This is a genomic window from Rhizobium mayense (genome assembly GCF_030272705.1).
Taxonomy (GTDB): Bacteria; Pseudomonadota; Alphaproteobacteria; order Rhizobiales; family Rhizobiaceae; genus Rhizobium; species Rhizobium mayense.
Genome location: NZ_JARFYM010000014.1, coordinates 95,714 through 107,676, shown reverse-complemented (window position 1 = coordinate 107,676; position 11,963 = coordinate 95,714). Strand labels below are relative to the sequence as shown.

The following is an 11,963-nucleotide window of genomic DNA, read 5'->3' as shown; positions in this document are numbered from 1 at the left end:
GTGCCCTCCAGGGTCGGGTTAAGGAGCCGCGTGCGCTTTGCGCGCCAAGAGCGAAAAGCACGGTCCGCCGGAATGGCCGAAGTTCTGATCCTTGATTGTGATGTCGCTGTATCCAAGCTTTTCCAAAAGCGTCAATATGTCGTCTCTATGCATCCAGAAGTGCCGATCCTTCATGCCGCCGCAGAAGGATGCGTTCGAGTTGGCATGCTGATAGCTGCGTTCGTAGTAGCGGACCGGAACGCCCTCGATCACCTTCGTTTCGACCTTCCCGCTGAACGGATTCCGCCGCACATCGCCCTTGGGCATCGCCTCTTCGAGAAAAAAGTGCGTCCAGATAAAAACGGCATTCGCGCGGCTGGCCAGCAGTCTCAAAAACTCTCCGGGATCGGCCATGTGATAGAGGACGCCCGAAGCTATGGCAAAATCATAGACTTCTTCGTGGTCGGTAAGCCACGCCTGAATATCACCCAACAAGAACGAAGCGCTGCTGATATCGAGAATTTGCCTTGTCACCAGGCATCGCAGGAAACAAAGCCGATTTGCCTCGATTGCGTCGATCCGCGCCGGACGTTGGCGATGCAGCATGTATGTGTGCATTCCTTCCAGCGGCCCCACTTCCAGGATAGTCTTCCCTTCGATCGAGCCGAACGATCGCAGCGCCCAATCTAACCGATCGTCCGCATAGAGATGATGCTTTCCGGCATTGAGTCCGAGGGCAGTGGGAAAAGCGCAATTCCAGCCGGGAAGGGCGTCAATCGCATTCTGATGGTCGGGTTTGCCTTGCTCGTATTGATCAAATATCGCCTCCAGAGAATTCTCTGGCGTCTTTTTCCTGGGTCGCTTCGCAAAACCGAGCATTGACAACACTTTCATTTCCATCGGTAGTTCGTCCGGTTTCGAGGCGTCTCTAGGCCGGTATAGTGGGTCGGACTTTGGCCGCCATTTTCTGAATTGCCGCGGCGTGTCCCTTGGACGGCACAATTCATATTGCGGTCTCTTTCACGGCCTAGCGACCACCCGAAAGACTTGTTCCATATCCTCCTTGCTGCCATGGCAATCCGGCGAAGGATGAATTCGACCTTGCTAATCCTGGGTTGTTTAATTCAGTTGCCAATATGTCGGTCATGGTTTAGAGCCCAAGGCCATGATAAGCAAGGGTACCCTCACAAAAAGGAAAGGCGTTCGGTTCCGTTTTTGGATCTAAGGATGCGGATTCGGCTTGTTTTCATTGGTTAACGGGTTCCTCTATCATTGAGTGAATATTAATCTAAGTCTCTTAGAAAATACCGGTATAAATTGTGTTATTCACGTTTTCAGCCTAAATTTTGCAGTGGATATACGACCATCACGTGAGCTAATAAGATCGCACTAGAATTTTTTTGACGGCGTTTGTGCTAAATTGGCTTGTTGAGGGGGCCTCATTATGCTCTTCAAGGCGCCGACGGGTTTTATGAATAATGCGCTGCCCTGATCCAGTCGGTAAGGTCGGCCGGTATTGATTTTGAGGTTATTCAATTGATTCGCGTAGGGGCGGCGATACTAGTTTGCGTTGTGCTGGCGGGATGCAATTCCGTCTCGAGCGAAGGGCCGCTGGCCGGTGCGATAGATGATGACGCTGGGCAATCGGGCGCCGAACTTGGGCGCAAGAATACGGCCGTTTTCGATGTTGTCGACATAGACAGTCGCACGGCGCGCCTTGTCTCCGATTATGTTTCCGGCGCACTTAATCGTCGGTTCGGGATAGGCGGCTCTGTCGGACGCGTTGTTATCGGTGTCGGCGATTCGTTGCGAGTGACCATTTTTGAGGCTGGCGCGGACGGCTTGTTCTCGACGGCTCAGTCCAAGCAGGTGTCGCTGGATATTGTCGTTCAACCGGATGGGACCGCTGCCATTCCCTATGCCGGCACGGTCAAGTTTGCCGGCAAGACGCTGGAGCAGGCCCGTCAAGCGATCCTGGCGGCACTGGCCACCAAGGCGGTCGAACCTGATGTCATTGTAACGAGCACCGGGACGGCATCGCGCACGGTCACCGTTTCCGGCGCTGTCGGCCGTCCCTCGCTGGTTCCTTTGGATTTGACTGGCGAAAAGATCACGCAGGTCATCGCCAAGGCGGGTGGACCGGTCACCCAGCCTTACGAAACCTATGTAACATTGGTTCGCGGCAACAAGACAGGGACAGCTCTTTTGAAGTCGATCATCGAGCATCCGACTGAAGATATTTATGTCCAGCCTGGCGATCAGATCTTCCTCGTACGTGATCCCAGGACCTTTACCCTGCTTGGTGCGGTCAAGGGTGATGGCCGCCTCGAGTTCGGGGCGAACGACTTGAATCTTCTCGAGGCCGTCGCTTTGGGCCATGGCGCGATCGATGAAGCTGCCAACGCGAAGGGATTTTTCCTGTTCCGTTACGAAGAGCCGGAAATCGTCCAAAGCCTGCTCGGCCTCGCTCGCTTCCAAGAGCTCGTGCGCAAGGGCATGTCGCCGGATTCCAAGGGACGCTATCCGATTGTCTATAAATTCGACATGTCGCATCCCGACAGTCTGATCGTCGGCCAGACGTTCCCCGTCAAGAGCCGCGACGTCATCTATGTATCGCGTCACCCATCGGTCGATATTCGGAAATTCCTGACGCTTGTCGGTGCGCCGCTCAACATCGCGTCGCAGGGTGCGTCGACGGCGGTCAATCTGGGGCAATGACGTTGGTTTGATGGCGAGGCGTGCGGAGCCGCGTGCTTTGTCAAGAGCATCAATGCCTGATGTCGGTCGGCGTAAGCCGCATGGTCGAAAGACCGGAATTTATTGGGAATGGACGGGCGATGGTGACAGCCGGCGGGGAGGCGCTTCGTATTTTTGAGATTCCGACTGTGGATCTTCTACAAAGGGTTGTAGTCCGGTATATCCACTCTGATTTGGGTCACGCCGGCTTTCTTTGTCAAATGCGGTGTTCTGCACCCCAGCTTTTGCAGGTGACAACCGCAGATAATTGTGATGTGAACAGTTGATAAGTAACTATGGCTACTTTCATCCCATGCAATTTTTAGAATGACGCCGAGATATCATGACGATTGAAATTATCGGGCGGGCGAGCGTCGCCCCGGGGGCGGGTTCGATAGAAGAGCTGCTGCTCGTCCTCAAGGAAGGACTTTGCACCGTTGGGCGTATCCCCGATGAGCGATGGGATCTCGCGCGTTTTTGGCACCCAGTCGTCGGCACTCAAGGAAAAACCTATAGTTACGCCGCTGGTGTCATGGCGGACATTTACGCCTTCGACCCTGCGGTCTTCGGCCTCTCGCAGCGCGAAGCAATGCAGATGGATCCGCAGCAGCGCATCCTGCTGAACCTCGTCTGGCGGGCTTTGGAAGACGCCAACTTGCCCGTCGACAGCTTCGAAGGCGAGAAGGTAGGCGTCTATGTTGGTGCTTCATCGCTCGACTACGGCAATCTCACCGCCGAAGATCCGGCGTCGGGCAGCCCGTACTTCATGACGGGCAACACGCTCTCGATCGTATCCAATCGCGTTTCACACATTTTCGGCCTGCGGGGGCCGAGCATGACGATCGACACAGCCTGTTCGTCGTCGCTTGTGGCGCTCGATCAGGCGGTGAGGGCGCTGGAATGCGGCGATATCGACACGGCGATCGTCGGCGGCATCAATCTTCTGGTCCATCCTTTGTCCTTTGTTGGCTTTTCGCAGGCGCGCATGTTGTCGCCTGAAGGGCTTTGCCGCGCCTATGACGACAACGGCCGCGGCTACGTCCGCGCGGAAGGCGGCGCAGCCATCATCCTGCGCAGGACGGATCGCGCTTTGCGCGAGAAGGACCGCAGTTACGCGCGGATCCATGCGGTCGGGGTGAATTCTTCCGGCCGGACGAACGGCATCTCGCTGCCATCGCGGGACGCGCAAGCCGCTTTGCTGCGCTCGATCTATGAGGGGCAGAATATCGACGTCAACCGCATCGCCTTCATCGAAGGCCATGGTACGGGAACCAAAGTCGGCGATCCCGCCGAGATTTGGGCGATCGGTGATGTCATTGGGCGGAACCGCAGGGCACCGGTGCCGGTCGGCTCGATCAAGTCCAATATCGGACATACCGAGCCTGCTTCCGGGCTCTTCGGCCTGCTGAAAGCGATGATCGCGCTGGAAAACAATTTCCTGCCGGCGTCGCTGCATTTCGAGCAGCCGAACGAAACTATCGATTTCGAAGGCTTGAACGTTCGGGTCAATACATCGGCCATCGAGCTCCTTCCGGCCAAACGGCCACGCTTTGCCGGCATCAATTCCTTCGGATTCGGCGGCACGAATGCCCATGTCGTCATCGGCGATCCCGATCCGATCGCTCCGCCCGAACCGCAGATGCGGGGCGACGGTACGATTTTCGTTGCAAGTGCCCATACGGCTTCGGCGCTTTCGAAGCTGCTCGATGACTACAGGACCCGCCTCGAAGATGCAGAGCCCAAGGAAGCCCGGCAGATCATCGCGTCGTCCGCCGCCAACCGCGAACCGATGCGCCACCGTTTCGCAGCCAAAGCCAAGGACAGCGTAGCGGTGCTTGCGGCCATCAATGCGCATCTTGCCGGCGAAAGTTCCGTTGGTGAAATCGGCGAGGTGCCGGGCCAGGCGGCCAAGATTGCCTTCGTCTTTTCGGGCAACGGCTCGCAATGGGCGGGCATGGGTGTCGAGGCCTATCAGGAGAACAGCCATTTCCGGCAGTGTTTCCAGTCTTTCAGCGCGCTCTTCGAGTATTATCTCGGCGAGAAGCTGACGGATATTCTGGTCTCTTCCGATCTGTCTTTGCGGCTCGCGGATACCAAGATTGCCCAGCCTCTGCTTTTTGCAGTTCAGGCCTCTCTCTCGGATTGTCTGGCGGCGCTGGGTGTGAAGCCTGACGCGGTCCTCGGCCATTCCGTCGGTGAAATCGCCGCTGCCTATGCGGCCAAAGCGCTGACGGCTGCCGAGGCGGTCGCGATCGTCGCCAAGCGTTCGCTTCATCAGGATCTTCTTGCCGGTGAAGGCAGGATGGCCGCGGTCGTTCTCAACGAGGACGCCGCGCTCGCCTTCGCCAAATCGCAGGGTCTCTATAACATCTGCGTCGCCGCGATTAACGCGCCGAATTCGATAACGATTTCCGGCCCCGTCCACGAGATCGAGGCGTTCAGGGACGCGGCCCGCAAGTCGCAGATCGTCGCCCATATCCTCGACATTAACTATCCGTTCCACCATCCGATCATCGATCGGGCAAAGGACGCCTTTCTCGCCGATCTGCCGGATGTCGAGCCGGATGCAGGCACCGGCACCTTCATCTCGACGGTGACTGGCACTGCCTGCGATGGCCGCCTGCTGGATGCCCAATATTGGTGGCGCAACGTCCGCGATCCCGTGCTTTTCAAGGCCGCCTGCCAGGCGGCGATGGCGATGGGATGCAACCTGTTCATTGAAATCGCCCCGCGTCCGATCCTGTCGAACTATGTGACGGAGATCGCCAAGCAGGCGTCCGTCCAGGCAGTTGCCATACCGACATTGCTGCGGGAGACGCCGCTTCGCAGTCGCGATCCGGTTTCGCAGGCGTTTGCGCGCGCTGTCGCCCATGGCGCGCCTGCACTGCGTTCGCGCGGCAGCGCCACGCGCAATGCTTTCGTCAAGCTGCCCCCTTTGCCGTTCGAGCCGGTGGAGTTGCGTTCGCAGCCGACAACAGACGAAATCGACATTTTCGGTCGCGACGGTAAGAGCCCTTACACCCTGCTTGGCTGGCGCACCGACCCCAACGGCTCCACTTGGAAAAACCATCTGGACGCGCATCTTTTCGCCGATCTGGCGGAACATGTCGTCGATGGCAAGTCTATTCTGCCGGGCAGTGGTTTCATCGAAATCGTCGTCACGGCAGCTCAGCGATATTACCAGACGGATGAGGTCGAGATCGGCAATCTGGAAATCGTCAGGCCCCTGGAATTGCGCCAGGACCGAATGATGGAGCTGTCGACGGTCCTGTCTCCGGAGACCGGCGATATCGAAATTCGGTCACGTGAGCGGCTGAGCAATGATGACTGGACCGTTCATGCCGTCGCGCGCTGCCGCAAGCCGATCGAGAACAGTGCCGTTGAGAGCCAAGCGGGATGGCGGTCCGCGCAGCCGGAATCCGTCCTGACTTCCGAGAAGACCTATGAAACGGCGGAGCGTTTCGGCCTGCAATATGGCCCCCATTTCCGGCTTCTGTCGAAGGCCGTCGCCTTCGGGCGCCATGTCATCGAAGTGGACCTCAAGCCTGCCGCCGGTCCCACCCATCCGTTTTTGACTTACAATCTCAATCCGATGTCGATCGATGCAGCGTTCCATGGTCTCGTGGCGCTATTCGATCAACTGTCCGGCGACGAGGCTGGAGCTCCTTATATCCCGGTTCGCTTCGGAACGGTGCGGGTTGCGGGCAGGGGAAGACCGGTTGCCAAAGCGGTCATAGAGATCGATCGATTCAGTCAAAATTCGATCAAGGCCCGGTTCTGGATGTTCGACACCGATGGCCATCAGGTTGCCGCTTTCGACGATTGCCGCTTCCGCCGCACCTATCTGCGCCGCCACGCGACGCTGGATTCCGTTGCCTTTCATTACGAGACCGTGCCATCGGCTCTCTTCGATCGCCAGTCTCTGCCGAATATGACGCTGCCGGATGCTCCGGTGTTGCACAACGACAATGGAAATCAATCGCTCGATAATGCGACCCTGCTTCTCGACGCGGCGATCTATCGGGCCTGCCATGAGATTGCACTGGCGATCGCAGGCAGAGACGGACTGGTCTCGCTTTCAAGCGTTCCCGACGATCCGGAATTCCGGCCGTTTCTGATCAACTGTCTCTATGCCTTGGAGGATGCCAGCATCGCTTCGGTTGGCGATGGCGAGTGGCACGTTCCCCTTGATTTCACCTTGCCGCCGGTGGGCGACCTTCTGCGGGAGCTGTACCGCGAAGATGCCGGTCGAGTTGCGGAAGCCGTTCTCGTCAACAATGCCTATCGCGAAACCCTGGACCGTCTGGCTGCTGTCCACAAGCACGTGCTGGGCCAACAACGGACCGAGGCGATGGCTCATACGGTGGGAGGGGCGACGCTGGAGCATGTGCTCGTTCACTCTCCCTTAAGCAGCAGGCGGCTTTCGTTGATTGCTGAGGCGCTGTTGGTTGCTGTCGAGGCCAATCCCGGCAGCATCGGCCATATTTTGGAAGCGGGTTCAACATCGACAGCTTTCAGCGAGCGGTTGGCATTGATGGCCGCCGAGGCCGGCGCCCGCCTGATCATAGCCGAGCCGCGGGAGCACATTCGCCGAGCGCTTGAACTCGCTTTCGAGAAAAACCCGCATGTCATTGTCACCGAACCCGGGAAGCTTGTCGATCAGCCGCTTGCCGACATTATCGTTGCGTCTGGTGATCAGAGCCAGCATCTCTTGTCCCATGACGATGGAATGAGGGCTGCCATCCGTATCGCTGGTGCCCGTGGCGCGCAGCTCCTGTTCGTCGATCGCGCGCCGAGCGTCTTCAACGATTTTGCCTTCGGCATGACGGAAGGATGGTTCGCCGGTAGCCAGTCGCCGGAATTCCCAGTGGGCCAGCTTGGTACGCCGCAGCAGGTCGAAAATATCCTCGCGACGCTCGGCTTCGGCAAGGCAAAGCTTGAAGAGCAAGTCTTTCCCGAGGGCGTGCTGATCACGGCTGCGGCCACGTCCGGTAGTCATGTCGAAGACAAGCCTGCCGTATCTCGCTTCGAGACGCCGCTTCTAGTTCTGTCCGAGGGCGGAGAGAGCACCGTCGGCATCGCCGATATGCAGGTGATCACGGTCGACGTCAAAGTGCCGCTTTCAAACCTCGCCGCTGCCCTGGCGTCCCACCGCCCGCGCCATATTCTCTATGTGGCGGAACGGGAAGGCGGCCGCGATGCATCCGAGTTGTCGCAGATGCGGCTGGAGGCGCTTGCAGAGCTGGCCGATGCACTTGCGCGATATGGCCGGGACGACAGACCGTGTCTTGTGATCATGGCTCCGGGCGGCTCGCCGCTTGCCAGCGAGCGGATTGATAGCGCCAATGCCGGGTTGTGGGCCTTCGCGCGCGTGCTGCAGAACGAATACGATACCTTCGACGTTCACCTCCTTGACGCCGACACGGACGATGAGCGGGCGATTGCGGCGGTTGAGACGCTTCTTGTCGCTAAGACCGACAACAGAGAATGGGTGCTCGAGGGCGTGAGCGGCAGGATCGGTGAAATCCGGGCCGTGGCTGGTCCCTTTGCCGTGGCTGCGACGCTCACACGCGATGTTGCTGCGGCGACCATCCGGCAACATGCGAGCGGCCGGTTGGACAGCGTTGTTTGGGAAGAGGCGGATTTGCCGGTGCCGTCGGACGACGAGGTCATCGTTGCCGTCGAAGCCACCGGGCTCAATTTCCGCGACGTCATGTGGGCAATGGGCCTTTTGCCGGAAGAGGCGCTGGAGGACGGGTTTGCCGGCGCGACGATCGGTATGGAGTTCGCCGGCCGCGTGCTGCAAACCGGCTCTGCTGTCAGCGATCTCCAGCCGGGCGACAAGGTCATGGGTATTGGCCCCGCCGCGTTTTCGACCCATGTGCGCGTGCGCCGCGACGGTGTCACCAAACTGTCTGAAACAATGGAAACGGTTGCCGCGGCCACGGTGCCCGTTGCCTTCTTGACCGCGTACTACGCCATGGTCGAGTTGGGGCGTATCCAACCTGGTGAAACCATTCTGATCCACGGTGCCGCCGGCGGCGTCGGCCTCGCAGCGCTTCAGATCGCCAAGCTCAAGGGCGCCAAGGTGATTGCCACCGCGGGCACGATCGAGAAGCGCAGTTTCCTTCAAATGCTTGGCGCCGATCATGTGCTCGACTCCCGCTCGCTGGATTTCGTTGCAGGCGTTCGCCACAACACCCAAGGCGAAGGTGTCGATCTCGTATTGAATTCGCTGTTTTCCGAAGCGATGGAGCGAAGCATCGAGCTGGTCAAGCCTTTCGGCCGCTTCCTGGAATTGGGCAAGCGCGATTATTATTCCGACCGCAAGATCGGGCTGCGCCCCTTTCGCCGCAATATCAGCTATTTCGGCATCGACGCCGATCAATTGCTGATCAGCGCTCCCGCCGTGACGAAGCGCATCTTTGCGGAGATCGGTCAGCTTTTTGCCGATAAAAAGCTGACGCCGCTGCCTTATCGTGCCTTTGGCTACGATGAGATCGGCGGCGCTTTCCGATTGATGCAGAATGCCGGCCATATCGGCAAGATCGTCGTTCGTCCGCCTGTTCTTGGTGTCGATCATGTCTTGCCGGCGCCGAGCAAATCGCTTCGGCTCGATCCTGATGGTATTTTCCTAGTTGCCGGCGGTATCGGCGGTTTCGGCCTGGCGGCTGCCGATTGGCTTGTCTCCAAGGGCGCGCGCCGCATCGCGCTGTGCTCGCGCCGAGGCGTAGCCGATGAGGAGACGCTGCAGACCATTGGTCAATGGAAGAAGAAGGGCGTGGAGGCAACGCTGCACGCCTGCGACATGACGGATGAAGCTGCCGTCGGGACATTGCTCGGCTCTCTTCGAACAGAGGGTGCGCTGAAAGGCGTTGTCCATGCCGCCATGGTCCTCGACGACGGCCTTCTTGCCAATCTGACGCCGGAGCGCAATCGGCCGGTTATCGAGGTCAAAGTCAGGGGCGCCGACATTCTTCATCGATCGACCCTGAATGACAGTCTCGATCTGTTTTTGCTGTTTTCCTCGGCAACGACGATGCTCGGCAATCCGGGGCAAGCGAATTACGTCGCCGCAAACGGCTATCTCGAAGGTTTGGCGCGCGCGCGCCGCGCCGCCGGACTGCCGGCGCTTGCCATCGGTTTCGGCGCCATTGCGGACAAAGGATTTCTTGCCCGCAATATCGAGGTCAACGAACTCTTGTCCAAACGCATCGGCAAGGCCGCTTTGAAGGCGCGGGATGCGTTGGAGCAGGTCGAACGCTATATGCTCGCCGATACCGGCAAGATCGATGCCGCGGCCGTCATGATCGCCGAAATCGACTGGGGTGCGGCTCGCATGTTGCCGATCGCAGGTCGCCCACTGTTCGAGCCGCTGATGCGCCATGCAAACGGGCATCAGTCCCTGAACGAAGGCGACACGATCGATCTCAGGGAATTGATCAAAGGCAAGTCGCAGGACGAAGCGCAAGCGGCTCTGCACGTGCTTGTCGCTTCGGAAATTGCCGCGATCCTGCGCGTGACTGAAGACACGATCACTCCCGACAAGGTGCTGAAGGATATTGGCCTCGACAGCCTGATGGCCATGGAGCTCGGCATGAGCTTCCAGCAGAAGACTGGTTTCGACATTCCGTTGGGCGGGGTCGGGGAGGGGACGACCGTCGGCGATGTCGTCAGCCGGTTGCGTGACCGGGTTATGAACCGTGGCGGCGGAGGGGCGGAACGCGCGGCGGTGACTGAGGATAAGGTCGTTGGCCGGCTGGTGCAGAGCCACTCGTTGCAGCCGCCGCTGAAGAGAGCCGCACACTGATGACGCAAGACGCCAACGACGATACGCCGCCTGGTGACGAGAAAATCAGCCTGCTCGAGCAGATGCGCCGGGCGAGCGAATCCTCTGGACGGAGCCGGGCCGAACGGCTGAACAGGCGGCCGCAGCAGCCGGTCCGCCAGGCCATCCGCTTCGAGGATCTGTCGGAATATAAGCGCGTCATGACGCAGAAGATTGCCGGCGAGTTGGCGGGTATCGCCAATCCATTCTACCGCTCGCATGATATCGCCGCCGGCGCGACGACGCGAATGGGTGGGCGCGAATTCATCAATTTCGCTTCCTACGATTATCTGGCCACCAACACTGATCCGGTTGTCGCAGCCCGTGCAAAGGAGGCCATCGACCGTTTTGGCATTTCTGCTTCCGCCAGCCGTCTTGTCGCCGGCGAGCGCCCGGTGCATGTCGAGCTGGAGCAAGAACTCGCGAAGCTTTACGGCGTTGATGCCGCCGTCTGTTTCGTCAGCGGCTACCTGACCAATGTCGCGACGATCGGCTGCCTGCTGGGGCCGCAGGATCTCGTCATCCACGATGAGTTCATCCACAACAGCGCGCTTGCCGGCATCAAGCTTTCCGGCGCCGCGCGGCGCCTGTTCAGGCACAATGACGCCGAAAATCTGGAAAGCATCCTGAAGACGCTGTCGTCCGACTTTCGCCGTATCCTGGTCATCGTCGAAGGTATCTATTCCATGGACGGCGATGTCGCCGACCTGCCGGCACTGCTGGAGATGAAGGCCCGCTACGGGTTCTGGCTGATGGTGGACGAGGCGCATGCGCTCGGCATCCTGGGCGAAAGGGGGCGCGGCACCTTCGAGCATTTCGGGATCGATCCCCGCGACGTCGACATCTGGATGGGAACGCTTTCCAAGACGACGTCGAGTTGCGGCGGCTATATTGCCGGCAGCAGCGCGCTTGCCGATATCTTGAAGGCCGAGGCAGGCGGTTTCATCTACAGTGTCGGCCTTGCCCCCGTTTTGGCGACGGCAGCCATCGCCGGCCTGCAAATTCTGGAATCCGAACCGGACAGAGCTGCCCGGCTGAGGCGCAACGGCAGTCTCTTCCTGCAATGCGCCAGGGAGGCGGGCCTGGATACCGGTCTAAGCCTCGGTTTTTCCGTCGTTCCCGTCATCGTCGGCGACTCCTTGCGAGCGGTGCAGCTTTCCAATGATCTGCTGAGCGAGGGCATCAATGTGCTGCCCATCATTCATCCGGCCGTGCCCGAGGGCATGGCGCGCCTACGTTTCTTCATCACCTGCAATCACACCGACGAGCAAATCCGCCATTCTATTGCCGTAACTGCCCGGAAACTCAAAGATTTACAGGATCGGAATTTCGGCCTGGGATCCATCGACATGGATAAGGTGATGCAGTTGTTGCCGATGCGTCAGGCCTCCGGCAACCGATAACAGCGAGGCGACCATCT

The 11,963-nt window shown here is 59.2% G+C and carries 4 protein-coding genes; 3 read left to right on the top strand and 1 reads right to left on the bottom strand.

The genetic code is table 11. The features are described from left to right. Positions 1–18 precede the first annotated feature (18 nt). Positions 19–879: a class I SAM-dependent methyltransferase gene (locus tag PY649_RS18350; protein WP_285870027.1), complete on the bottom strand. Its 861-nt coding sequence runs from the start codon at positions 877–879 to the stop codon at positions 19–21. A gap of 639 nt (positions 880–1,518) precedes the next feature. Between PY649_RS18350 and PY649_RS18345 the strand changes: the two genes are divergently transcribed. The 3 genes from PY649_RS18345 to PY649_RS18335 all read left to right on the top strand — a co-directional run bounded on the left by PY649_RS18345 (position 1,519) and on the right by PY649_RS18335 (position 11,946). Then, the gene (locus PY649_RS18345; protein ID WP_285870066.1) at positions 1,519–2,697 is read left to right on the top strand and encodes a polysaccharide biosynthesis/export family protein; all 1,179 of its coding nucleotides are present in this window, start codon (positions 1,519–1,521) and stop codon (positions 2,695–2,697) included. Between the two features lie 361 nt (positions 2,698–3,058). Next, a complete protein-coding gene (locus PY649_RS18340) occupies positions 3,059–10,525 on the top strand; it encodes a type I polyketide synthase (protein ID WP_285870026.1) in 7,467 nt (2,488 codons plus the stop codon). Beyond that, positions 10,525–11,946: an aminotransferase class I/II-fold pyridoxal phosphate-dependent enzyme gene (locus tag PY649_RS18335; RefSeq protein WP_285870025.1), complete on the top strand. Its 1,422-nt coding sequence runs from the start codon at positions 10,525–10,527 to the stop codon at positions 11,944–11,946. The genes PY649_RS18340 and PY649_RS18335 overlap by 1 nt, the downstream gene beginning before the upstream one ends. Positions 11,947–11,963: the final 17 nt, after the last annotated feature.

What these genes read in the sequence shown, in the direction of transcription:
- PY649_RS18350 (WP_285870027.1), bottom strand. Translation starts at nt 879, where the DNA reads ATGGAAATGAAAGTGTTGTCAATGCTCGGTTTTGCGAAGCGACCCAGG.
- PY649_RS18335 (WP_285870025.1), top strand. Translation starts at nt 10,525, where the DNA reads ATGACGCAAGACGCCAACGACGATACGCCGCCTGGTGACGAGAAAATC.
- PY649_RS18340 (WP_285870026.1), top strand. Translation starts at nt 3,059, where the DNA reads ATGACGATTGAAATTATCGGGCGGGCGAGCGTCGCCCCGGGGGCGGGT.